The following is a 23346-nucleotide window of genomic DNA, read 5'->3' on the forward strand; positions in this document are numbered from 1 at the left end:
TGACCGGGGCGCGGACGAGTCAGCGGCGCATTGCGCGCCAGCCCCGCCAGCACCTCCGGGTCCACCGGATCGGCCGCCATGACCTGCTCCCACTTAGGCCACTCGGTGTTGCCCACCATGATCGCCACCGGGGAACCCAGAGTCAGACCGTGCCGCACACCACCCAGGAAGGTGACCTCGTCCCGCTCGAACTTCATCCGGGCACCGCGGCCATAGCCCAGCCGCCGCCTCGCGAGATGGTCCGCCACCATGTCCGTGGTGATCGGCACGCCGGCGGGAAGACCCTCCAGCGTCGCCACGAGTGCGGGACCGTGGGACTCACCCGCGGTCAGCCAGCGCAACCTGCTCAACGGTGCCGCGCTCCTTTCCCCTCGCGCCGGGGAGGGCCCCGTCCATGCCGGGGAGGACCTCCTTGATCAGGTCGCCGATGACGCGCACGCCGTCCTGGGTGAGCACCGACTCGGCGTGGAACTGCATCGAGGCGAAGTGCGGGCCGCGCAGGGCGTGCACCTCACCGGTGCCGGGATCGCGGCTGACCTCCACCACGCCCACGCCCTCGCACTCGGCCTTGTCCTCCTCGGCGCGGGCGGCGAACGTGTTGTAGAAGCCCACCCGTTCCCGCGTGCCGAACAGGTCGATCTCCCGCTGCACGCCCTGGTTGGGGACCGCGCGGCGCACCAGCGGGAAGCCGAGCAGGGTGCACAGCGTCTGGTGGCTGAGGCAGACGGCGAGGAACGGGCGCCGCTCGTCCAGCAGGGTGCGCACCGTGGCCCGCAGATGGGCGATCTTGGGGTGTTCGGCATCGCGCGGGTCGCCCGGACCGGGCCCCATGACGACGAGGTCGTATCCGTCGAGGGAGTACGGCTCGTCGAAGCGGCGGACCGTCACCCGCAGCCCCAGCGAGCGCAGTTGGTGGTCGAGCATCGAGGTGAAGGTGTCCTCGGCGTCGACGACCAGGACCCGCCGGCCGTTCAGCGCCGGATCCGGTCGCCGCGCCGGGCCGTCGCCGGCCAGCCAGAAGCCGGCGAGGGTGGCGTTGCGCTGTTCCAGCGCCGACCGGACCCGCGGGTGGTCGGCGAAGCGGGAGGGCCCGTCGCTCTCGATGGCCGAGAGCAGGCCCGCCGCCTTCGCCGCGGTCTCGGCGACCTCGCTCGCGGGGTCGGAGTGCCGCACGAGCGTGGCGCCGACCCCGATCCGCAGCCGTCCGGTGGCATCGATGTCGGCGGTGCGGATCAGGATGGAGGAGTCCAGGGCATGGCCCCCGTGCTCGTCGCGGCCGATCAGGGCGACGACGCCGCTGTAGTAGCCCCGGCCCTCGGGCTCGTACCGGCTGATGACCCGGCAGGCGTTCTCCAGCGGGCTGCCGGTGACGGTCGGGGCGAAGAGCGTCTCGCGCAGGATGTCGCGCGGGTCGCGGGTGCTGTGCCCCTCGATGAAGTACTCGGTGTGGGCGAGGCGGGCCATCTCCTTGAGGTAGGGCCCGACCACCCGGCCGCCCGACTCGCAGATCCGGGCCATCATCTTCAGTTCCTCGTCCACGACCATGTACAGCTCGTCGGCCTCCTTGCGGTCGGCGAGGAAGTCGAGCACCTGCGGCAGGGTCGGGCCCGTGGCGGGGTAGCGGTAGGTGCCGCTGATCGGGTTCATCACCGCCGTGCCCGCGTGCAGGCTGATGTGCCGCTCGGGGGAGGCGCCGACGAGCGTGCGGGAGCCGGTGTGCACCAGGAACGTCCAGTGGGCGCCGCTCTCGCGCTGCAGCAGCCGCCGGAAGACCGCCAGGGCGTGCCGGGGGGTGTAGCCGGTGATGTCGGCGGTGTAGGTGCGCTTGACGACGAAGTTGGCGCCCTCGCCGGTGCCGATCTCGTCCCGGACGACCCGGCGGACGGTCTCGGCGTACTCCTCGTCCGGGGTGTCGAAGCGGCCGCCGGACAGTTCCACGGGCAGGTCGGGGATCCTGGTCAGCACCTCGGCGACGGGCACGGTCGCCTGGCCGGTGACGGTCATCGCGACCAGCGGGGTGCCGTCGTCGGGGCAGTCGTAGCCGCGCTCGGCGATCTGCCGGTAGGGCACGAGCGCCAGGACCTCGTGGCGGGGACCGCCGGCCGGCCGCGGGGCGTCGGGCAAGGGCAGTTCGGCCAGGGTGCGCGGCTCGGTGGTCTCACCGGTGACGACGTCCAGCACGCCCGGCCCCGTCGCCCCGGGGCGGTGCAGCAGGGCGTAGGCGGCCGGGGGCCGGTCGCCCAGGATCCGGCCGAGCAGGTCGCCGCTCGCGGTGCCGGTCATGCCAGGACCTCCTTGGTGGTGACGACGACGGCGCAGCGCTGCGCCGCGTACTCCAGGGCCAGCCGGTGGTGGTACTCGGAGAAGTCGGCCGTCGCGTCGGCCACCAGGAACGGCTGGATGTCGTGGGTGAACGCCTCGACGGCGGTCATCAGCACGCCGACGTGGGCGTACACGCCGCACAGCACCAGCTGGTCCCGGCCCGCGGCGCGCATCCGCTCCAGCAGGTCGGAGCGGAAGAAGGCGCTGTAACGCCACTTGGTGAGCTGCCAGTCGCCGTCGGCCGGGGCCAGTTCGTCGACGACCTGCCGGTCGGCGGGGGCGGTGCGCATGCCCGGACCCCAGAAGTCCTTGAGCAGGCCCCGCTGTTCGTCGGTCATGCCGCCGGGCTGCGCCGTGTAGGCGACCGGCATGCCGAGCCCGGCGCAGTGCTCGCGCACCAGGCGCGCGTTGCGGACCAGTTCCTCGCGCAGCGCTTCGGGCAGGGGGCGCAGGAAGTAGCGCTGCATGTCGTGCACCAGCAGCACCGCGCGGTCCGGGTCGACGGACCACCGGGCGACGTTGCCGGGCAGGTCGCCGGCCGTCGGCATCGGGTACGGGGTGATCTCGGGTATGCCTGCCATGGGCTTGTTCTCCTGGTCGCCTCGGGTCACGGGGGAGGGGGCTCAGGCGCCGAGCGCGGCGCCGCCGTCGACGGTGAGTTCGTGCAGGGTGATGTGGGAGGCCTCGTCGGACAGCAGGAAGGCGACCGCGCCGGCCACGTCCGAGGGGCGGGCCAGCTTGCCCAGCGGGATGCCCACCCGGAAGGCGTCCAGCCGGCCCTCCACCGTGTGCTTCGGGCCGGACTCGTCGTGCCACATCGACGTGAGCATCGGGGTGCTGGTGGAGCCCGGTGCCACGACGTTGCAGCGGATGCCGTCCCGGGCGACCTCCAGGCCCAGGCTCTTGGTGAACATGGTCGCCGCCGCCTTGGACGCGCCGTAGGCGGCCATCTGCACGCGCGGGGTGGCCGCGGCGTTGGACGCCACGGTGACGATCGCTCCGCGCCGCCGCGGCAGCATGCGGGTGACGACGGCCCGCGACATCAGGAACACCCCGGTGGCGTTGACGGCGAACGTCGTCGCCCAGTCCTCGTCGGTCAGGTCACGCACGGTGCCCAGCCGCAGCACACCGGCACCGTTGACCAGGTACTCCAGCGGGCCGAGACGCTCCTCGGCCTCCCGCACCACGGCGTCGACCTCCGCGGTGCTGGTGACGTCGGCGGGCAGCGCCAGCGCCTCCAGGCCGTCCGCGCGCAGCTTGTCCACCACCCCGCGCAGCCCGTCGGCGTCCCGGTCCACGGCCGCGACCACCGCGCCGCGCTCGCCGAGCGTGCGGGCCACCGCCTCACCGATGCCGCCCGCCGCCCCGGTGACCAGTGCGACCTTTCCGTCCATCTTCCAGACCTCCTCGTCTGCGTGTTCGCCCAACGTGCCCCGTGCCGTGCGGGGTGGATGCCCGTGCTGTCAGCCGAGCCAGGCCGAGGCCACGGCGACGGCCTGGCTGGGGTTGAGGCGCGGATCGCAGTAGGACGTGTACTTGTCCGCGACGTGCTCGACGCAGGTGTCGTTCGGGACGCACTCGGTGACGTCGTCCGGGGTGGTCTCCAGGTGCAGCCCGCCGATGATCCCGCCCTCGGAGCGCACGGCCTCCTGGAACTCCTGGATCTCCCGCTCGATGGTCTCCAGGAAGCGGGTCTTCAGGCCGCCCGGCAGGGTGACGGTGTTGCCGTGCATGGCGTCGGTCAGCCAGATCACCGGATGCCCGGCCTCACGGGCCGCGGCCACGAGCTTCGGCAGCCGCTCGGCGACCGTCGACGCGCCCATGCGGGCGATCAGGGTCAGGCGGCCCTTCTCCCGGTCCGGGTCGAGCCGTTCGCACAGACCGAGCAGTTCGTCCGTGGTCACCTTCGGCCCGATCTTGCAGGCGACCGGGTTGGCGACGCGGGACAGCAGGGCGACGTGGGCGCCGTCGAGCTGACGGGTGCGCTCGCCGATCCAGGGCCAGTGCGTGGAGGTGAGGACGAGCCGGCCCTGCTCGTCGCGGCGGACCATGGGCAGTTCGTAGTCGAGGATCAGCGCCTCGTGGCTGGTCCACACCGGCGGCTCGATGGCGTGCCGCCCGGAGTCCCGCCAGCCGAGGTGGGTCATGATCTCGCCCGCCGCCCGGTAGCAGGCCAGGATGCGCCGGGGCTCCGGGCGCCGGCTCTCCGGGTCGGGCTCCGGGCCGTTGACCATGTGGCCCCGGTAGGACGGCAGTTCCACACCGCCCACGACTTCGGTGGGGCTGGAGCGCGGCTTGCCGAACTGCCCCGCGATACGGCCCACCCGGATCACCGGCTTGTGCGTGATCATCTTCAGCGCGCCGGCCAGCAGGTCCAGCACGGCGGTCTTGCGGGCGACGTAACCGGGCGTGCACTCGGCCGGATCCTCGGCGCAGTCGCCGGACTGGACGACCAGGGCCTCCCCGGAGGCGACCCGGGCCAGCAGCGCGCGCAGCGTGTCGACGTCCCGGGCGTCGACGAGGGCCGGGCGGCGGGCCAGGGTGTCCGCGACCTGCCGCACCCGTGACGCATCACCCCACTCGGGCTGCTGCCTGGCCGGTTTGTCCTGGATGTCGAGCAGAGCGTCGTCCACTGGTGTCTCCTTTGGCGAAGGGCATGACTGCGGCGCGCCATCGCCGGGGCAGGGGAAACCCCGTGACTGCGCGGCCGTGCGGGTCTCGGACGGAGGCCGGCGGGGCCGGGTGGTACCGCGGCGGGCCCCGGGCCGCCGGTCATCGGACGAACCGCACGAGCGGCGCCGCCGCGGCTCCGTGCGGGTGGTGCCCGTCCGCGCGCCGGAGCGCGGCCCTTGCCGCATTGCCCGGCGCACGTAATAGCTCAGGTGATAGCTCCGGTGGCGTGATACGCCGCGGAACGCCACGGCGGGAATTGCTCGCTTTGCGGGGGACCCGGCGGCGGCGGCACACAATGGCGCCTGCTCCGCAAAAGCGTTACCGGGCGAGAAGTGCCGCTTTCCGGTTCATCCGGCGCCGGTGCGCGGCGCTGAATCCGGCACCGACCGTCACGGGCCGGGGGCGCGGCCCGGCCCGGCCGGCGGCCGTGCCGCCGTCCGGCCGTCGCCCCTGGCGCGGCAGGGCCGGGCGGACAACCGAAAAACCGGTCGTTCGCCCAGGTGGTGAGCCCTCCGGCGACGATCGGCGGGCAGAGTGCGGAGCGGTCCCGCGCGGGAACCGTCGAAGGCGGCGATGTGGTTCGTGCACGCGGTGCCCCCTCGGCAGACGGAGTGGCCGTGCCGGACCTCGGACCGGCTGTTCGCTCCCGATCCTGTATCGAAAGCGAAGGCGGGCCCAATGGCGATCGGTCAACTTCGTCAAATAGCCGCTACTTCATCAAGTCGATGTCGGAACCACTTTGCGCCAATGTGCCACGTCACCCGTAGTTCATCTCGGGTGCATGCGAATAACCTGACGGTGACGCTTGAACTGGCGACTTATGCGACGAGGAGTGACGACGCGCCATGTCGGACCGGCTGAGGCGACCGGGCGGGCTGGAGCTGGACGAACTGGTCGCGGAGGGCGTCTCGCCCTGGCTGGACGGATTCCACCGGGGCCACCTCACCTCCGGATGCCTGGCCCGTCTCATCGCCCGCACGGGAGTCCGCGGCGCCACCTCGGACCCGGCCGTGCTGGCCGCGGCCGTCGAGACCCACGAGGCCTACCGGGCACAGCTGGCGTGCCTGGCCTCCGACGACATCTGCGCCGCGGACGCGGTGCGCGCGGTGGTGGCCCACGACGTCCGCGGCGCCTGCGACGAACTCCGCCCGGTGTACCAGGCCACGCGGGGACTGGATGGCATGGTGTCGATGGACCTGGACCCGCGTCTCACGCGCGACGCCGACTCGGCCGTGGCGGAGGCGGAGCAGGCGCTGCGCGCGGTGAACCGGCCGAACGCGATGATCAAGCTGCCGGCGACCGGCGAGGGGATCGCCGCGATCAGGGAGTGCGTCGGCGAGGGCTTCCCCGTCCACGTCACCGGGGTCTTCTCGCCGGCGCGCTACCGCGAGGCCCTCGACGCCTACGTGGAGGGCCTCCAGCGCGCCCTGGCCGACGGCCGCCGGCTCGCGGCGCTCTCCTCGGTCGTGTCCCTGCCCGTGGCCCTGCTCGACGCCGAGGTGGACGCCCGGCTGGCGGAACTCGGCACCCCGGACGCCCTGGCGCTGCGCGGCGAGGCCGCCGTGGCCCGCGCCCGGCACTTGTACCAGCTGTACGACGACTGGTTCGGCGGGGCCGGCTGGCGGCCCCTGGCCGCCGCGGGAGCCCATCCGCAGCGGCTGATGTGGACGGCCACGACCGCGACCGGCCCGTCGCCGTCCCCCACCCGGTACGTGGAACGGCTCGTCACCTGGGGCACGATCACCTCGATGACCCGGCCCACCCTGGAGGCGGCCGCCCGCCGTCTCGTCCTGAACGGCGACACTTTGATGGGCCGTCACCGCGCGGCCGCCGAGGTGTGGGCCCGGCTGGAGGGTCTCGGCGTCGACGGCGACGAGGTGGCGCGGAAGCTGGAGGCCGAGAGCACCGAACGGCTGGCGGCCGCCTGGCGCGACCTGTACGCGGCCGTGGACGCGGGCCGGCACACGGCCCACCGGGACTGATCGCCCGGCCTTCGACCGCGTGGCGCGGTCGGGGACGTCACCCACCCCCATGGGCGACGTCCCCGACCGTTCCCCCGGTGCCGGACTGTGGCTCAGGTGTCCGTGCGGCGGACGCGTGCCGTCACCAGCACATCACCGCCGTCCCGCCCGCACCCCACGCGGAGTACAGGCGTACCCGGACGACATAGCGGCGGCCCTTCACGAGCCGGACGCCGATCGTGGCGTTGTGCGCGGTCCCCCCGTCGTCCCGGCCCGCGAGATAGCGCGGCTCCCCGTCCCGCTCCTCGAAGACCACCACGACGGCGTCGCAGTCGCCGAAGGTGCCCAGCGTGTACGTGCGGGTCTCCGGCGGATCCACGACGAAGTCGGCCTGCTCGCCCGGGTCCAGCCCCAGCGGCACCGAGCGGAACGGCACCAGAGCGGCCGGCTCCCGCTCCGCCGGCGGATACCAGCGCAGGGCGAACTCCTTGTCGGCGGCCGACAGGGTGCCCGGCGGTTCGATGCCCGCGCGGTACCGCTCCGGCTCCAGGACCAGCCCCGGCGGGAACGGGAACTCCATGATCGACTGCGGGTCCCAGACGCAGCCGTTGGCCTCGTCCGGGCCGAGCTTGACCAGGATGTTGCGGTGCGTGCGCTCCCGGCTCCAGTGGTTCGGCGGGCCGGCCAGCTCGGCGTACACGGCCTCGTCGTCCCAGTGGATGCCGGCGAACGGGCTCTGGTGCTCGTGCACCATGCCCAGCGCGTGCCCGATCTCGTGCAGGGCCGTCGCGCGCTCCCCGGGCGCGGTCAGGTCCCAGCCGAAGTTCATGGTGCGCTCGTGCCCGCCCGCCAGCAGCGCGTCCCGGCCCACCGCCGACCACGAGCCGTCGCCGGCCTGGAAGCCGATGCGCAGCTCGGCCTCCGAGCGGTCCTCGACCTCCGCGAAGGAGATCCCGATGCCGAGGTCCTGCCACTGGCGGAAACCCGCGCGCACCACGTCCCGCTGCTCCTCGGCGCCGGACCACGGCACCCGCCGCGTCATCCCCGTCCCCGGCACGGGGATGACCGACGCGTCACTGCCGCCGTCGAAGAACCAGTAGTGCAGGACCGTGCCGTTGACCCACATCCGCCGCCCGCTCACCAGCGCGCCCAGCCGCTCGGCGGCCAGCCCCGGTGCGAAGGCGGGCGCCGGCGCCTGGGCCAGCGAGCAGTAGCGTGCGGTCATGGGCCACAGCCTGCCGTGCCGCCCCTGCCGGGCGCCTGAGTCGGCGGCTACTCAAGTCGCCCTGTATCAAACGTGAGTAGCCGCGCTCATGACGGTGTGACGACTTACGAGAGGGACGCGACGACGCTGGAGCTGCCCTGGCCGTTCGCCGGGCGGGAGGACGAACTGGAGCTGCTGCGCAGGTCCCTGGCCGGAGCCCGCCGCGGCATCGTGGTGACCGGTCCGGCGGGCTGCGGCAAGACCCGGCTCGCCACCGAGGCGGTCCGCGACACCGACTGCGCCCGCGCCGCCGGCACGCCCGAGAGCCGCGCCATCCCCTTCGGTGCCTTCGCGCATCTGCTGCCCGAACCGGTCACCCTGCATCGCGCCGTGCAACTCCTGTCCGGCGTGCGCACGCTCCTGGTCGACGACGCGCAGCTGCTCGACGACGCCTCCGCCGCCCTGGTCCACCAGCTCGCCGTGGACGGCCGCGTCCGCCTGCTGGTGGTGATCACCGACGGCACCCCCGTGCCCGGCGCCGTCCGCCGGCTGTGGACCGGCGAACTGCTGCCGCGCCTCCCCCTGGAACGGCTGCCCGAGGAGCGGACCGCCCGGCTGCTCACGGAGGCAGCCGGACCCCTCGACCCGCTCACCGCCCGGCGGCTGCTGGGACTGGCCCGGGGCGACCTCAGGCTGCTGCGCGACCTGCTGGCCGCGGTCCGCCCACGGCTGACGCCCGTACCGGGAACCGGGGAGCGGGCCTGGCGGGGACCGGTGCCGCTGACCCCGGCCGTCCACGAACGCGCCGCCCACGTCCTCGGCCGCGCCTGCCCGCGCGAGCGCGAGACCCTCGACCGCCTCGCCTTCGCCGAACCGCTGCCGGCGGACCCGGCCGGGCTGGACCTCTCGGCCTGCGAGGTCCTGGAGTCCGACGGCCTGATCCACGTCGACGACACGGGCTCCGTGCGCCTCGCCCACCCCCTGTACGGCCCGGTGCTCCGCGCCGCGGCGGGCCGGCTGCGGGCCCGCCGGCTGGCCAGGACACCGCAGGAGCCGGCCCGGGCCCTCGACGCCGAACGCGCGGCGCTGACCCGCCGGATCGACCAGGACGACGTACGGGCGATGCCCACGCCGGTGGGGGAGTGGCTGGTCGCCGAGGGCGGTCCCCTGCCCGCCGGGTACGCCGCCGTACGTGCCCGCTTCGCCCGGCTGCGCGGCGAGGTGAAGGAGGCCGCGGCCTGGGCGAGGGAAGGCCTGCGGGCCGACCCCGGGAACGCGCCCTGCCGGTGCGAACTCGACCGGGCCGTCGCCCTGTCGGGCGGCCGGGACGACCGTGTCGGCACCGCCCTGACGGACCTCGCCGACCCGTACGACGCCGTCCGGCTCGGCGCGCCCGAGGAGGTCATCGACCGGCTGAGCGGTGTGTTCGCCCGGCACGCCGACGCGCTCACCCGCGCCGACGCCCGGGCCCTCGACGAGGTGGCCGGGGAGCTGGAGCGGCGGGGCTTCACGCTGTTCGCCGCGGAGGCGCACGCCCAGGCCGTGGCAGCCCACCGCGACCCGCGCGCCGCCCGGCACTCCCGTGCCCGGGCCGTGGCCCTGGCCGGGCGCTGCCAGGGCGCGCGCACGCCCGCGCTGTCCGGGCTGGCCCTCGGTGAACTCACCGCCCGGCAGCGGCAGATCGTCACGCTCGCCGCGGCGGGCCTGAGCAACCGGCAGATCGCCGACCGCCTCACCTTGTCGATCCGCACCGTCGGCAACCACCTGTACGGCGCCTACACACGGCTCGGCGCCGGCGACCGCGGGGCCCTCCCGTGGCTGACGGACGCCGCGGCGGCTCAGCCGGCCTGACCCACCGGCGCGGCCGACGTGGCCGGACCGGCAGCGGACCGGCCCCGCAAGCCCCCGGACCGGCGGCCCGACCCGAACAGGGGACGGGCCGGGCCGCCTGTTGCCTCCGGCGGGGTCGGGCGGGGGTGACGGTGTGCTCGGCGGGGCCGGATTGAGGCAACTGCGTGTGCGGCGGAGGCCGAGGTGCCGTGCCCCCGGCCGGATCGCCTGCCCCGCACCGCAGCCGCACCCGCCGCCGCAGTCGCATCCGCCGCCGCGGCCGTCCAGAGCCGCAAGGCGCGGCAGCTGCCCCCTGGCCGCAGCCGCAGAGCCACACCCGCCGTGAGGCGCAGCCGCCCCCCGGCGTGCCGCAAGCCGCTCCAGAACCGCAGCTGCAGAGCCGCCGCAAGCCGCCGTGACAGCCCACCGCGGGTGACGCAGTCTGCCGTCGCAGCCCACCGCGGGCGACGCAGTCTGCCGTCACAGCCCACCGCAGCCGCCTCACGCTGCCGTCGCAGCCGCCTCACGCCGCCCCGAACGCCGAGAAGGCCCACCCCGTCGCCTGGTGCAGGGCGTCGCCCGGCAGGGCGGCGCGGGCGTCGCGCAGGGCCTCCGCCAGGGACAGGCCCGCGCCGAGGCCCTTGTGCAGGGCCAGCATCAGCGGCACCACCGCGGCGTCGTTGACGGGCGCGCTGCACGCCACCACCCCGGCCGTGCCGAGCGGCAGCAACGCGGTGACCAGGCCGAGCAGTTCGTCGGCGCCCACGGTCGCGAAGCGGGCCGTGTCGCAGCAGGACAGGATGATCCGGTACGGGCTCCGGTCCAGCCGCTCGAAGTCGTGCACCACGATCGGCCCGTCCGCCATCCGCAACGAGGAGAACAACGGGCTGTCCGCCCGGAACGTGCCGTGCGCCGCGATGTGCGCCAGCGCCGCCCCGTCCAGCTCCCGCAGCACCCGCGGCACACGCGCCCGCGCCTCCTCCAGGACGGTCGCGCCCGGATACCGGCCGGCCAGCTCGGACACCTCCGCCCCGCCCGTCGCCAGGCCCGGGCCGCGCACCAGCACATGCCGGCCGTCCGGCGGCGGCACCGTCTGGCGGGCGCGCAGCCAACTGCCCGCCGACGGCGACACGGAGAGCACCCGCTCGCGCAGCGACGGCAGCAGCGCCCACGGCACCCGGTGCAGCCGCCCCGGCGGCACGATCACCACCGGCCCGCCGCCCAGCCGCCCCGCGGCCGGCCCCAGCAGCAGCTCCTCCAGGCGCCGTCCGGCGGCCTCCACCACCGGCAGCCGCGCGTCCGCACCCGGATGCGCCAGCCGCCGCAGCCCGGCCTGCACGTGCTCGGCCTCCCGCTCCGCCTCCGCGAGCAGCCCCGCCTCGAACCGGCGCACCCGCCCCCGCCCGCACAGCAGCACGTGCACCCGCCCGTCCAGCACGGCCAGTTCCACCAGCAGGGTGTCATCCCCCAGGTGCGCCAGCAGCCGCCCGGCGTCGAACCGGTCCCCGCCGCCGGGCGCCTCGCCCCGCATGTGGAGGGTGCGGGAGCGGATCTCCCGCTCCAGCCGCCGCTGCTCCCGCTCCAGCGCCACGACCGGCCGGCCCTCCATCCGCGCCGCCTCCGCCCGTGCGGCGATCTCCCGGAAGGCCGTCATGCCGCTGAGCAGATCCGGGTCGGCGGGCGGCCGGGTCGGCGGCGTGGCCAGCACGGTGGCCCGCCAGCGCTCGCTCCACACCAGCAACCGCCGTGGCCCGCCCGCGACCAGACTCGCCTGCTGCGCCAACGCCGCCAATTCCGCGCCCTGTTCGGTGGCCCGGGCCCGCAACTCCGAGGCGCCCAGGGTCATCCGGTGGCCGTCGAGCACGTCCAGACCCCGCCGGCAGGCCTCCAGCACACCCCGGGCCGACCCGGCGGCGCGGGCCCGCAGCGCCTGCGCCGACCAGCCCGTCAGCCGCGCCAGCGGCGGACCGCTGCGCCGGCTGCGCGCCGCGACGGCCAGGTGCCGCTCCGCGTCCTGCGTCCAGCCCAGGTCCAGCGCGATCCGGCCCGCGAGCAGCGACGCCTCCGGCGCGGCCGGGGCACCGAACGACGCCAGCTTCGCGGCCACCGCCGCGGCGTCGGCGACCAGCCGCCCCGAACCGCGCCCGGCCGCGTGCCGCGCCTCGGCCAGCACCAGCCGGGCGTGCGTCTCCCACCAGGTGCGCCGCTGCCCCGCGAACAGGCGTACCGCGAGGGCGGCCCGGGCGATCGCGGTGTGCGGGTCCCCGGCCAGCCGCGCGGCCCGCGCCGCGGCCAGCAGCAGCTCCGCCTTGCGCGTGGACTGACCGCCGATCCCGTCGAGCTTGCCGATCGCGGTGTCCGCCTCGGCCAGCGCCTCGGGCGCCAGCCCGGCCGCCATCAGCACCTCGCAGCGCCGGATGTTCAGCATGAACGTCGGTGTGCCCAGCCGCGCGTACCGCTCCTCCGCCTCGTCCAGCAGGCGCAGCGCCACCGGTACGTCCCCGGAGCGGAACGCCGCCAGACCCCGGCTCTCCACCGCGTCGGCCTTGTCGTGCTCCTGGCCGGTGGTCTCCCACAGCGCCTCGGCCGCGGTGAAGTCCGCCTCGGCCCGCTCCACCGCCCCGAGCGCCAGATGCACCGTCGCCCGCAGGGTCAGCGCCCGTGCCGTCCAGATGACGTCCTCGGCCTGCCGCAGCACGGGCACGGCACGGCGTACGTCCTCCAGCGCCTCGCGATGGTGGCCGAGCACCCACCACACGTACGCCCGCCGGTACAGCACCCGCGCCCGGGTCAGCCCGCCACCGCGGGCCACGCCCCGCTCGAACGCGGCGAGGCCCTCCCGGGTGCGGCCCGCGTGCACCAGCGCCACGCCCGTGGTGGCCAGCACGTCCGCCTCCCGGTCGGCCGACTCGGCCCGCGCCGCGAACTCCCGCGCCCTGCGCAGGTGGTGCAGCGCGAGGCGCAGATCGCCGAAGTCCCGCTGCCAGATGCCGATCACCTGGTGGGCCACGGAGGCGTGCAGCGGCGCGGGGCCGTCGTCCAGCAGCGCCCGGGCCCTCGTGAGAGCCTCGCCCGGGTCGGCGAACACCATCGGCAGCAGTTCCTGCACCGCGTCGCTTCCCGCTGTCACGCCTCGGATGGTAGTGCCACCGAACGGCACCCCACAGGTGCGGCGCTGTATCAAACGCCCGCCGGGCGACTCTTGCCGAGGAGAGCCGGCGACCGCTTCGCGCACCGGCCGACGCCGTCGCACCAACGGGAGGACACGCCATGGCACCTCAGCGATTCCACGAGCAGTTCGAGCAGATCCAGCGCTCGATGCCCGGCGTCCCCCTGGCGACGGGACCCGACGACTCGGCCGAGTTCATGTACGAGAAGGGCGTGATCCTCGTCCGCGACGGCGAGGAGGCGCAGATCGTCGAGGACACCGTGCGGGCCCACTTCACGGCGGCACCCGACCTCGACCAGGAGCAGGTCCGCCGGGCGGGCCCGGCCGCCAACCGCAGCGGCGTCACCCGGATCCGGGTCGGCGACCCCGGCGAGGGGAACCGGGGAACCGACCGCACCGTGATGCGGGCGCTGCGGTCCGTGCGCGAGCGCGAGGCACGGGCCGGGCACCGGATGGTCGCCCGCAACCACGTCGTGCACATCGCCGTCAACGCCTGCCCCGGTGACGAACCGGTCCCCGCCCCGCGCAGCGAGCCACCCAACCCGGCCCCCGCCGGCACGGCCCACGACCCGGGCACCGCCGTCGGCGTCCTCGTCGTCGACACCGGGCTCACCCACGACTACCGCTCCTGCGGGCTGCTCGCGCACACGCACGGCGACGCCCAGGTCCAGGAGTGCGACGAGCAGGGTGTCCTCCAGCAGTACGTCGGCCACGGCACGTTCATCGCCGGGCTCGTCGCCGCCGTCGCGCCCAACACCGACATCACCGTCCGCGGCACCCTGAACGACGCGGGCGCCATTCTGGAGTCGGAGTTCGGGGAGAAGCTCTTCGAAGCCGTCGACGCCGACGGCTGGCCCGACATCCTCAGCCTCTCCGCCGGCACCTCCAACGGCCGCACCGACGGGCTGCTCGGCGTGGAGAACTTCATGCGGGAACTGCGCGCGCAGCGCACCCTGCTGGTCGCCGCCGCCGGCAACAACGCCAGCTCCAGCCCCTTCTGGCCCGCCGCCTACGCCGACCTGCCCGGCTGGCAGGACTCGGTCCTGTCGGTCGGCGCGCTGCGCAGCGACGGCGAGGGCGGAGCCTGCTTCACCAACCACGGCCCCTGGGTGCAGGTCTACGCCCCCGGCGAGCGCCTCACCAGCGCCCTCACCGGCTTCGACACACCCGTCCCGTACGTGTACCAGCACTCCACCTACGACGCCTGCCGCTACGGCTCCGGCTACGACTGCACCTGCCGGCACCCGCGCCACAGCGGCGTGCTGAGCGACGACGGCGACGCCGCCAAGCCGGACCAGGTGATGTTCGAGGGGTACGCGCAGTGGAGCGGCACCTCCTTCGCCACCCCCGTGACCGCGGGCCTGGTCGCCGCCCACATGACGGCGCACAAGGAGACCGACCCGCGCGCCGCCCGGCGCCGGCTCCTGGCGTCCGAGGCGGGGCCGGCGGAGGTGCGCGGGGTGTCCGTCCCGGCCCTGCGTCCGCCCACCTGGCGCCCGGTGCCGGTCGTGCACCGCGCTCCGGGCCTGTGAGGGCCGGAGCCGCCCCCTTCTCGGCGTACGATGACGTGCCGTACACGAGGGGTGGGGCTGCCGTGGACCGTACTGATGCCGGCGCGCTCGTCCAGGCCGCGGCCGACGGCGACGCGGCGGCCTGGAAGGCGCTCGTGGAAGGGCTGAGCCCCCTGGTGTGGTCCGTGGTGCGGGCCCACCGGCTGTCCGACGCGGACGCCCACGAGGTGTACCAGACCGCCTGGTTCCGTTTCGCCCAGCACCTCGGGCGGCTGCGTGAGCCGGACAAGGCGGGCGCCTGGCTGGCGAGCACCGCGCGCCACGAGTGCCTGAAGGTGATCAGGAGCGCGCAGCGGCTGACCCTGACCGACGATCCGCGGCTGCTGGACCGGGTCAGCGAGGACGGCACGCCGGAACAGTCGCTGCTCGACTCCGAGGAGGCCGCCGCGCAGAGCGAGCGGGTGCGGCGCCTGTGGCAGGAGTTCGAGGAACTGGGCGAGCGCTGCAGGCAGTTGCTGCGGCTGCTGATGGCCACACCGCCGCCCAGTTACCAGGAGGTCTCCGCCGCGCTCGGGATCGCGGTGGGCAGCATCGGGCCGCTGCGGCAGCGCTGTCTGCGCCGGCTGCGGGCCCGGCTAGAGGCGCGGGGGGCGATGTGAGCGGCAGGGACGGTGTGCACGGCGGGGACGACGACGAGGACCTCTTCGGCGCCGAGGACTTCGACGACGGCGAGTTCGACGACGGGTTGCTGGAGGAGGAGCTGCGGCGGGCCGCCGCCGTCCTCGACCCGGTTCCCGCGGAGCTCCAGCAACTGGCCGTCGACGCCTACGCGTTGCACGACCTGGACGCGGAGGTCGCCGAGCTGGCCTTCGACTCGCTGGTCGACGCCCTCCCGGTGCGGGGCGCCCCCGCCGCCCCCCGGATGCTGACGTTCCGGGCGGGTGAGGTGACGGTGGACGTCGAGGTGACCCCGGACGGGCTGCTGGGACAGGTGCTGCCACCGCAGCCGGCCCGCATCGAGGTCCTGGGCGGCCCCCGCCCGGGTGTCCCGCTCACGGCGGACGACCTGGGGCGCTTCACCGCGCACGCGCCTCCGTCCGGCCCGTTCGCGCTGCGGCTGCGCACAGGCGGGGCCGTGGTCGTCACGGAGTGGCTGCGCGCCTAGTGAATCCCGCGCCGAGCCGTGTGCCTCACCACGTGCAGGGCAGGGTGCGCGGGCCCCGGATCATGGTCCTGCGCCGCCAGGCGACCTGGTCGGCGGGGACGGCGAGGCGCAGCTCCGGCAGGCGCTCCAGCAGCGTGGTGAGCAGCAGCTCGGTCTGGAGGCGGGCCAGGACCGCCCCGGTGCAGTAGTGGGGTCCGTTGCCGAAGGCGAGGTGCGGGTTCGGGGCTCGGCCCGGGTCGATCCGGTCCGGCTCGGGGAAGACGTCCGGGTCGCGGTTGGCGGCGAGGTAGGAGACGTACACGGGTTCGCCGGCGCGGATGCGGTGCCCGCCCAGGTCGACGTCCTCCAGGGCGATCCGCGCCAGGCCGACGGAGCTGCGGTGCGGGACGTAGCGCAGCAGTTCGTCCAGGAGGGCGTCGCGGGCCTCGGGCCGCTCCCGCCAGGCGCGCATCAACTCCGGCCGGGTGAGCAGCAGATACAGCATCTGCCCGCAGTTGTGGGTGACGGCCTCACCGCCGATCTGCAGCGGCCCGGCGAGACCGATCGCCTCCGTCTCGCCCAGGTCGCCGCGCGCCACGGCGGCGCCCAGCAGGGAGTACACGTCCTCGCCGGTGCTGTCCGCGCGGGAGCGGATCGTCTCCGTGATCCACCCGTACAGGCTGCTCTTCGCCCGCTCCGCCGCCTCGGCGCCGCCGGAGGTGGAGATGATCTGCCGGGTCCAGGCGTGCACCCGTTCCCGGTCGGCCGCCGGCACCCCCATGACCTCACTCACCAGGCCGATCGGGAAGGGTTCCAGGACCCGTTCGACCAGGTCGGCGGGGGGCCCGTCCCGCACCACGCCCTCCACCAGCGCGTCGAGCATCTCCTGCGCACGGGGCCGCAGCCGCTTCATGGCGCTGACGGTGAAGGCCCCGGCGACGGCCTTGCGCAGCCGGTTGTGGTCGGGCTGGTCGGCGAAGGCCAGCGAACCGGGCCGCGGCTTGAAGTGCGGCGCCATCCGCGTCACTTGACGCTTCGTCACCTCGGCGCGGCTGAAGCGGGGGTCGTTGGTGATCAGCTTGACGTCCTCGTGGCGGGTGGCCAGCCACGCCCAGCCCTCGCCGAACGGCAGCCGGATGCGGGTCAGCGGTCCCTGGCGCATCAGCTCGGCGAGGACCGGATCGAAGTCCGTCCCGTCCAGGTCGAGGGCGGGCCAGTCCCGTACCGGGGGCGGGGCCTGACCGGTCAGCGTGGTGATCTCCTCCGTCATGCACCCACCCTCGCCGCGTCCCCGTCCGCTTGTCGCGCCGGAGTGCTCCAGCCGGTGACGCCCGCGCCTCAGCGCGACACCGCGTCGACGACGCCGGCGAGCGCCCCGGCGAGCCGCTCCAGACCGGGTCCGGCGGGGCCGCCCGGCTCGGTCATGTAGGTGTCCCGGCGGATCTCCACCATCAGCGCCTCGACCCGCGGCTCGCGCCGGTGGAACTCCAGCGGCACGTACGCCCCGCTGAACGGGCTGTCCAGCTCCGTCCGCCCGAACGCCTCCCGGGCGGCACCCAGCAGTCCGGAAGACGTGTGGAACGCGTCCGTGCCCAGGCAGACCGGCGGCCGGACCCCGTCCCCGTGCAGCTCGTAGGGCAGCCGCCGGCTCGGATAGGAGTGCACGTCGATGATCACGGCCCGCCCGGTGGCCGCGAGGCGATCGGCCACGGCCCGCGTCATCGCCGCCGCGTACGGCTCGAAGTACCGCTCGACCAGTGGCCGCGGATCGGTGTCCGCGGGCCGCAGCACCGCGCCGTGCGTGGTCCGCGTGTACACCGCGCCCATCCCGACGGCCCGCATCTCCTCGCGCTCGTCAGGGAACCGCTCCGGGTCGACGACCAGCCGCGACAGCCGGTTCACGAATCGCCAGGGCGTGACCCCGGCCCGCCCGGCCGCCACCTCGGCGATCCGGGCCGTGTGCGCGTCGGTGATGTGGTCCAGCTCCCGCGCGAGCGCCTCGTCGTCGAGCACGATGCCCGCCCGGACGTCGTCCGGTATGCCGCGGGCGGAGTGCGGCACGTGCAGGATCACCGGGGAGCGGTCGTCGCCGGGCAGCAGCCCGAAGGACGGTGCGGCAGGGGTCATGGGGCGGCTCCGGGGCGGTTGTCAGTGGCCTGGTGCATGATCGCAGCATGTCCCTCCGCAACCACGAAGTGGCCACGCACCCGTTCCTGAAGGCCCTCTACGCCGACGACTACTACCCCGGCCACGTCCTGGACCGCGGCCGGGAGATCCTGCTGCGGCTGTGCGCGCGCATCGAGACCGAGCGGCCCGCCGGCCTGCCGGCGCTGTACCCGCTGACCCAGGCCGCCACCGAGGAGTTCAACGACCTCCAGAGCGCCTTCGAGGAGGCCGGCAGCGAGATCGAGACGGTGGCGCGGGAGGCGATAGCGGAGGACTTCTGGTTCGTCGCCCGGGCCTACGGCTTCGCGGACGCCGACGTGGAGGAACTGATCGCCACCCGCGACTGGTGAGACGCGGCCGGCCGGGGACGCCTCCGCCCCGGCCGGGCAGTGCCGGCCGGGGCGGAGTCCGCGTGCAGGGGCGGGACGTCAGCTCAGGGACGCCAGGGCCTCGTTCCACGTGGCGGACGGGCGCATGGCCTCAGCGGCCTTCGCCGGGTCCGGCTGGTAGTAGCCGCCGATGTCGACCGGCTTGCCCTGCACGGCGCCCAGCTCGTCGACGATCTTCTGCTCGTTGGCGGCGAGCGTCTCGGCGAGCGGGGCGAACGCCTTCGCCAGGTCAGCGTCGTCCGTCTGCCGCGCCAGCTCCTGCGCCCAGTACAGGGACAGGTAGAAGTGGCTGCCGCGGTTGTCGATGCCGCCGACGCGGCGGGTCGGGGACTTGTCCTCGTTGAGGAAGGTCGCCGTGGCCCGGTCCAGGGTGTCGGCCAGCACCTGGGCGCGGGCGTTGCCCGTCACCTTGGCGTACTGCTCGAAGGACGGCACCAGCGCGAAGAACTCACCGAGGGAGTCCCAGCGCAGGTAGTTCTCCTTGACCAGCTGCTGCACGTGCTTCGGGGCGGAGCCGCCCGCGCCCGTCTCGAACAGGCCGCCGCCCGCCATCAGCGGGACGACCGACAGCATCTTGGCGCTGGTGCCCAGCTCCAGGATCGGGAACAGGTCGGTCAGGTAGTCGCGCAGCACGTTGCCGGTGACGGAGATGGTGTTCTCGCCGCGGCGGATGCGCTCCACCGACAGCTTCGTCGCCTCGACGGGGGACAGGATGCGGATGTCCAGGCCCTCGGTGTCGTGCTCCGCCAGGTAGGTCTTGACCTTGGCGATCAGGTTGGCGTCGTGGGCGCGGGTCTCGTCCAGCCAGAACACGGCCGGGTCGCCGGTGGCGCGGGCGCGCGTGACGGCCAGCTTCACCCAGTCCTTGATCGGCGCGTCCTTGGTCTGGCAGGCGCGGAAGATGTCACCGGCCGAGACGGCCTGCTCGATCAGCGCGGTGCCGTTGCCGTCGACCAGGCGGACCGTGCCCGTGGTGGCGATCTCGAAGGTCTTGTCGTGGCTGCCGTACTCCTCGGCCTTCTGCGCCATGAGGCCGACGTTCGGCACCGAGCCCATCGTGGACGGGTCGAAGGCGCCGTTGGCCTTGCAGTCCTCGATCACGGCCTGGTAGACGCCCGCGTAGGAGGAGTCGGGGATGACCGCGAGGGCGTCGTGCTCCTGGCCGTCCGGGCCCCACATGTGGCCGGAGGTGCGGATCATCGCCGGCATCGAGGCGTCGATGATGACGTCCGACGGGACGTGCAGATTGGTGATGCCCTTGTCGGAGTCGACCATCGCCAGCTCCGGGCCCTCGGCGAGCTCGGCGTCGAAGGAGGCCTTGATCTCGGCGCCCTCGGGCAGGGCGTCCAGGCCCTTCCAGATGCCGCCCAGACCGTCGTTCGGGGTCAGGCCGGCCGCGGCGAGCTGGTCGCCGTACCGGGCGAAGGTCTTCGGGAAGAAGGCGCGCACCACGTGGCCGAAGACGATCGGGTCGGAGACCTTCATCATCGTGGCCTTCAGGTGCACGGAGAACAGCACGCCCTGGGCCTTGGCCTCGGCGACCTGCGCGGTGAGGAACTCGCGCAGCGCGGCGACGCGCATCACGGAGGCGTCGACGACCTCGCCCCGCTGCACGGGTACGGACTCGCGCAGCACGGTGGTGGTGCCGTCGTCGCCGACGAGCTCGATGCGCAGCGCGCCGTCCTCGGCGATCACCACGGACTTCTCGGTGGAGCGGAAGTCGTTCTCGCCCATGGTCGCCACGCTCGTCCGGGACTCGGCGGACCAGGCGCCCATGCGGTGCGGGTGGGACTTGGCGTAGTTCTTCACGGAGGCGGGGGCGCGGCGGTCCGAGTTGCCCTCACGCAGGACCGGGTTCACGGCGGAACCCTTGACCTTGTCGTAGCGGGCGCGGATCTCGCGCTCCTCGTCGGTCTTCGGGTCGTCCGGGTAGTCCGGCAGCGCGTAGCCCTGGCCCTGCAGCTCGGCGACGGCCGCCTTGAGCTGCGGGATCGACGCCGAGATGTTCGGCAGCTTGATGATGTTGGCGGCGGGCGTCTTGGCCAGCTCGCCCAGCTCCGCGAGGGCGTCCGGGATGCGCTGGTCCTCGGTGAGGTACTCCGGGAACACGGCGATGATGCGCCCGGCCAGCGAGATGTCGCGGGTCTCCACCGGGACACCCGCCTGCGAGGCGTACGCCCGGACCACCGGCAGGAAGGAATACGTCGCCAGGGCGGGGGCCTCGTCAGTGTGCGTATAGATGATGGTCGAGTCAGTCACCGGGTGCTCCGCTCCACGTCTGCAACATTGCTCGACATCAAGATATCTCGTGATCGACCTCGGCTCGACAGGGGTCGGCGACGGGTTTCGGGCAACCGGCCGACCGGCCGTGACGAGCCGGGCACGAGGTGTCGCCGGCCGTCACCACCGCGGTGGCGCGGATCACGGCCGGCGACACCGCGCGCTCAGTCGAAGCGGACCGACGGCACCTCGCCGGGTTCGAGCCCGCCGCTGCGCTGCTGCGGGATGACGGCAGCGCCCTGCTGCAGGGTCACCGTCCGGGCCGGGGCGGGGATGCGGATGCCCTCGGCGCGGTAGCGCTTGTGCAGGCGCTTGATGAACTCGTGCTTGATCCGGTACTGGTCGCTGAACTCGCCCACGCCCAGGATGACGGTGAAGCCGATGCGGGAGTCGCCGAAGGTGTGGAAGCGGATGATCGGCTCGTGGTCGGGCACGGCCCCCTCGACGTCCCGCATCGTCTCGGCGATCACCTCGTTGGTGACCCGCTCCACGTGCTCCAGGTCGCTGTCGTAGGCCACCCCCACCTGGAGCAGGATGGTCAGCTGCTCCTCGGGGCGCATGAAGTTGGTCATGTTCGCCTTGGCGAGCTGGCCGTTGGGGATCACCACCAGGTTGTTCGACAGGTTGCGGATCGTCGTCTGCCGCCAGTTGATGTCCTCGACGTAGCCCTCCTCACCGCTGCTGAGCCGGATGTAGTCGCCCGGCTGGACGGTCTTGGAGGCGAGGATGTGGATGCCCGCGAAGAGGTTGGCGAGGGTGTCCTGCAGCGCCAGCGCGACCGCCAGGCCGCCGACGCCGAGGGCGGTGAGCAGCGGGGCTATGGAGATCCCCAGCGTCTGCAGCACCACCAGGAAACCGATCGCCAGGACCAGGATCCGGGTGATGTTGACGAAGATCGTGGCCGATCCGGCGACCCCGGAGCGGGACTGGGTCACCGACCGCACCAGCCCGGCCACCACCCGCGCCGCCGACACCGTCGCGACGAAGATGAGCAGCACCGTGAGCACCTGGTTGGTGTGGTGCTGCACCGTCCGCGTCAGCGGCAGCACCGCCGCCGCGCCCGCCGCGCCACCCACGACCGCGGCCCACGGCACCACGGCCCGCAGCGCGTGCACGATGACGTCGTCCCCGCTCCAGCGGGTGCGGTCGGCGTGCCCGCCCAGCCAGCGCAGCAGGATCCGCAGCGCGAACGCCGCCAGCAGGCCCGAGGCCAGGGCGATGCCGGCGAAGAGCAGATCGTCCACCGTGAGCGCCCGGTTCACCGGTCACCCCCGGGGAGGAGAAGCGCGGCGAAGGCTGTCGTCGCCGGCGGCCGGATGTGAAGTGTCGTCACGTCGTCCCCTGCTCGTGTACGGAATCTCCGTCGGTGCCCGGCCACCCTGACCCGCGGCCGGTCCGACCGTTCATCCTGCCGCATCCCGTACGGGGGTTCGTACCGCGGACGGGGGTGAGCGGAGCGTGAATCGGCGCACATGACGTACTGTCATGTGGCCTCTCCCACAGGTGCGGGTACGACCCGTGCCGTCCCGCGCCGGAGGCGGAACGGGCCCCGCCGCGGACACCTCCGGGTCAGATCACCTTCAGCCGCACCAGCGCCGCCAGCGTGAGCGCGCCCGGCACCAGCGGCAGCCAGACCGTGACCACCCGGAAGGCCAGCACCACCGCCGTGGCCACCGCGGCCGGCCCACCCGCCGCGACCAGCGCCACCACCAGCGCCGCCTCCACCGAGCCGATCCCGCCGGGCGTCGGCACCAGCGCCACCGCGCACGTCGCCGCCAGATACGCCACCGCCAGGTGCGCCGCCGGCACGTCGAGACCCAGCGCCCGCGCCACCAGCACCAGAACGGTCGCCTGCAACGCGGGGAAGGCCAGCGCGCCGCCCCACAGGGCCAGCGCCCGTGCCGGCCGCGTGTGCACCTCGCGCGCCTCGCCGAGCGCGGTGCGCAGGAACGACAGCAGGGCCGTGCGCAGCCGCCGGACCAGGCCGAGCACGGCCACCGCGATCAGCAGCACCGCGGCGACCGCGGCCAGCAGCGGGCCGAACGCCGTCTCCGGGACCAGGGCGCCGAGCCGCAGCGCGCCGGGGAACGCGAGGAACAGGGCGGCCAGCAGGGCCACCCGGCCGACGCTCTCCGCCAGCAGGTACAGCGCGAGAGCGGCCGAGGAGCGGGTGAGCGGCAGCCCGCACACCGTCATGAACCGCAGGTTGACCGCGCTCGCGCCCAGCCCGGTCGGCAGCAGGTGGTTGGCCGCGCCCGCCGCGAACTGCGTGGCCAGCAACCGCCGTCGGGGCAGCCGCTCGACGACCGCGCCCTGCCGGGTGCAGGAGGCGGCGACCCACGTCAGGCAGGTGGCGCCGGCCGCGGCCAGCAGCCACGGCCACTCGGCGGTGCCCAGGTGGGCGAAGCCCTCGGCCAGCACGGAGCGGTGCCGGACGGCGACCACGGTCACCAGCAGGAGCGGGAGCAGGCACAGGATCTGCCGCAGGCGGCGGGCCGGGACGCGACGGGGGAGCCGTCCCGGGCGGAGTTCGGGGAGTTGTACCGCTGTCACGTCCGCCGAGGCTTCCCAGGCCGTGCCAACGGCGGGTTGCGGGAGCGGGACCTGGGGATTGCCTGCGGGGAGCGGCTGTGTGGGAAGCGTCATCGGGGCCTTTGCGCGGACAGTCGGGGACGAGGGGGATCGGGCCGATTGTGC

At 74.2% G+C, this 23346-nt stretch carries 18 protein-coding genes; 6 read left to right on the forward strand and 12 right to left on the reverse strand.

Features of this window, described 5'->3' with window-relative positions; all coding sequences use genetic code 11:
- From ACF07N_RS22905 to ACF07N_RS22925, 5 genes are all read right to left on the reverse strand, one after another.
- The coding region (locus ACF07N_RS22905; RefSeq protein ID WP_392115890.1) for a chorismate synthase at positions 1 to 350 on the reverse strand (350 nt) is incomplete at its 3' end.
- Positions 319 to 2283, reverse strand: a complete 1965-nt coding sequence (locus ACF07N_RS22910; protein ID WP_392115893.1) for an anthranilate synthase family protein — start codon at positions 2281 to 2283, stop codon at positions 319 to 321. The genes ACF07N_RS22905 and ACF07N_RS22910, both read right to left, overlap by 32 nt.
- On the reverse strand, positions 2280 to 2903 hold the full coding sequence (locus ACF07N_RS22915; RefSeq protein ID WP_383332569.1) for an isochorismatase family protein: 624 nt from the start codon (positions 2901 to 2903) through the stop codon (positions 2280 to 2282). Before ACF07N_RS22915 ends, ACF07N_RS22910 begins: the two co-directional genes overlap by 4 nt.
- A gap of 42 nt (positions 2904 to 2945) precedes the next feature.
- Positions 2946 to 3716, reverse strand: coding sequence for a 2,3-dihydro-2,3-dihydroxybenzoate dehydrogenase (locus ACF07N_RS22920; protein ID WP_383332567.1), 771 nt, complete (start codon positions 3714 to 3716; stop codon positions 2946 to 2948).
- 69 nt (positions 3717 to 3785) lie between these two features.
- On the reverse strand, positions 3786 to 4955 hold the full coding sequence (locus tag ACF07N_RS22925) for a 3-deoxy-7-phosphoheptulonate synthase (RefSeq protein ID WP_383332565.1): 1170 nt from the start codon (positions 4953 to 4955) through the stop codon (positions 3786 to 3788).
- A gap of 885 nt (positions 4956 to 5840) precedes the next feature.
- Between ACF07N_RS22925 and tal the strand changes: the two genes are divergently transcribed.
- Positions 5841 to 6977, forward strand: coding sequence for a transaldolase (gene tal, locus ACF07N_RS22930; protein WP_392115898.1), 1137 nt, complete (start codon positions 5841 to 5843; stop codon positions 6975 to 6977).
- A gap of 121 nt (positions 6978 to 7098) precedes the next feature.
- Here the strand turns inward: tal and ACF07N_RS22935 are convergent, their stop codons facing one another.
- Complete coding sequence (locus ACF07N_RS22935; protein WP_392115901.1) at positions 7099 to 8181, reverse strand: M12 family metallopeptidase; 1083 nt, start codon at positions 8179 to 8181, stop codon at positions 7099 to 7101.
- A 96-nt stretch (positions 8182 to 8277) separates the two neighbouring features.
- On the opposite strand from ACF07N_RS22935, the gene ACF07N_RS22940 reads away from it, so the two are divergent.
- Positions 8278 to 10011 (forward strand): LuxR C-terminal-related transcriptional regulator, encoded by a 1734-nt coding sequence (locus ACF07N_RS22940; RefSeq protein ID WP_392115904.1) that lies wholly within the window; start codon positions 8278 to 8280, stop codon positions 10009 to 10011.
- 502 nt (positions 10012 to 10513) lie between these two features.
- Here ACF07N_RS22940 and ACF07N_RS22945 read toward each other — a convergent pair.
- Positions 10514 to 13120, reverse strand: coding sequence for a CHAT domain-containing protein (locus ACF07N_RS22945; protein WP_392115907.1), 2607 nt, complete (start codon positions 13118 to 13120; stop codon positions 10514 to 10516).
- Between the two features lie 140 nt (positions 13121 to 13260).
- On the opposite strand from ACF07N_RS22945, the gene ACF07N_RS22950 reads away from it, so the two are divergent.
- From ACF07N_RS22950 to ACF07N_RS22960, 3 genes are all read left to right on the forward strand, one after another.
- The gene (locus tag ACF07N_RS22950) at positions 13261 to 14691 is read left to right on the forward strand and encodes a S8/S53 family peptidase (protein ID WP_392115910.1); all 1431 of its coding nucleotides are present in this window, start codon (positions 13261 to 13263) and stop codon (positions 14689 to 14691) included.
- 62 nt (positions 14692 to 14753) lie between these two features.
- Positions 14754 to 15329: an RNA polymerase sigma factor gene (locus ACF07N_RS22955; protein WP_383332555.1), complete on the forward strand. Its 576-nt coding sequence runs from the start codon at positions 14754 to 14756 to the stop codon at positions 15327 to 15329.
- A gap of 14 nt (positions 15330 to 15343) precedes the next feature.
- Positions 15344 to 15835, forward strand: a complete 492-nt coding sequence (locus ACF07N_RS22960) for a hypothetical protein (RefSeq protein ID WP_383332592.1) — start codon at positions 15344 to 15346, stop codon at positions 15833 to 15835.
- 25 nt (positions 15836 to 15860) lie between these two features.
- On the opposite strand, the gene ACF07N_RS22965 is transcribed toward ACF07N_RS22960, so the two are convergent.
- Positions 15861 to 17084 carry a cytochrome P450 gene (locus ACF07N_RS22965; RefSeq protein ID WP_392115913.1) on the reverse strand — a complete coding sequence of 408 codons (1224 nt, stop codon included), beginning with the start codon at positions 17082 to 17084 and terminating at the stop codon, positions 15861 to 15863.
- Positions 17085 to 17152: 68 nt separating this feature from the next.
- Entirely contained in the window at positions 17153 to 17941 is a 789-nt protein-coding gene (locus tag ACF07N_RS22970; RefSeq protein ID WP_392115916.1) for an N-formylglutamate amidohydrolase, read from the reverse strand.
- Between the two features lie 47 nt (positions 17942 to 17988).
- Between ACF07N_RS22970 and ACF07N_RS22975 the strand changes: the two genes are divergently transcribed.
- The gene (locus ACF07N_RS22975) at positions 17989 to 18330 is read left to right on the forward strand and encodes a DUF5713 family protein (protein WP_392115919.1); all 342 of its coding nucleotides are present in this window, start codon (positions 17989 to 17991) and stop codon (positions 18328 to 18330) included.
- A 78-nt stretch (positions 18331 to 18408) separates the two neighbouring features.
- On the opposite strand, the gene ACF07N_RS22980 is transcribed toward ACF07N_RS22975, so the two are convergent.
- The 3 genes from ACF07N_RS22980 to ACF07N_RS22990 form a co-directional block, all read right to left on the reverse strand.
- On the reverse strand, positions 18409 to 20628 hold the full coding sequence (locus tag ACF07N_RS22980; RefSeq protein ID WP_392115921.1) for an NADP-dependent isocitrate dehydrogenase: 2220 nt from the start codon (positions 20626 to 20628) through the stop codon (positions 18409 to 18411).
- A gap of 185 nt (positions 20629 to 20813) precedes the next feature.
- On the reverse strand, positions 20814 to 21911 hold the full coding sequence (locus ACF07N_RS22985; RefSeq protein ID WP_383332545.1) for a mechanosensitive ion channel family protein: 1098 nt from the start codon (positions 21909 to 21911) through the stop codon (positions 20814 to 20816).
- Between the two features lie 307 nt (positions 21912 to 22218).
- Positions 22219 to 23202: a YbhN family protein gene (locus tag ACF07N_RS22990; protein WP_383332543.1), complete on the reverse strand. Its 984-nt coding sequence runs from the start codon at positions 23200 to 23202 to the stop codon at positions 22219 to 22221.
- Between the last annotated feature and the right edge of the window lie 144 nt (positions 23203 to 23346).

It is taken from the genome of Streptomyces sp. NPDC015242 (assembly GCF_043079125.1).
Classification (GTDB): Bacteria; Actinomycetota; Actinomycetes; order Streptomycetales; family Streptomycetaceae; genus Streptomyces.

Coding starts and splice junctions, on each gene's coding strand:
- ACF07N_RS22910 (WP_392115893.1), bottom strand. CDS start 2,283: ATGACCGGCACCGCGAGCGGCGACCTGCTCGGCCGGATCCTGGGCGAC.
- ACF07N_RS22915 (WP_383332569.1), bottom strand. CDS start 2,903: ATGGCAGGCATACCCGAGATCACCCCGTACCCGATGCCGACGGCCGGC.
- ACF07N_RS22920 (WP_383332567.1), bottom strand. CDS start 3,716: ATGGACGGAAAGGTCGCACTGGTCACCGGGGCGGCGGGCGGCATCGGT.
- tal (WP_392115898.1), top strand. CDS start 5,841: ATGTCGGACCGGCTGAGGCGACCGGGCGGGCTGGAGCTGGACGAACTG.
- ACF07N_RS22935 (WP_392115901.1), bottom strand. CDS start 8,181: ATGACCGCACGCTACTGCTCGCTGGCCCAGGCGCCGGCGCCCGCCTTC.
- ACF07N_RS22950 (WP_392115910.1), top strand. CDS start 13,261: ATGGCACCTCAGCGATTCCACGAGCAGTTCGAGCAGATCCAGCGCTCG.
- ACF07N_RS22965 (WP_392115913.1), bottom strand. CDS start 17,084: ATGACGGAGGAGATCACCACGCTGACCGGTCAGGCCCCGCCCCCGGTA.
- ACF07N_RS22970 (WP_392115916.1), bottom strand. CDS start 17,941: ATGACCCCTGCCGCACCGTCCTTCGGGCTGCTGCCCGGCGACGACCGC.
- ACF07N_RS22975 (WP_392115919.1), top strand. CDS start 17,989: ATGTCCCTCCGCAACCACGAAGTGGCCACGCACCCGTTCCTGAAGGCC.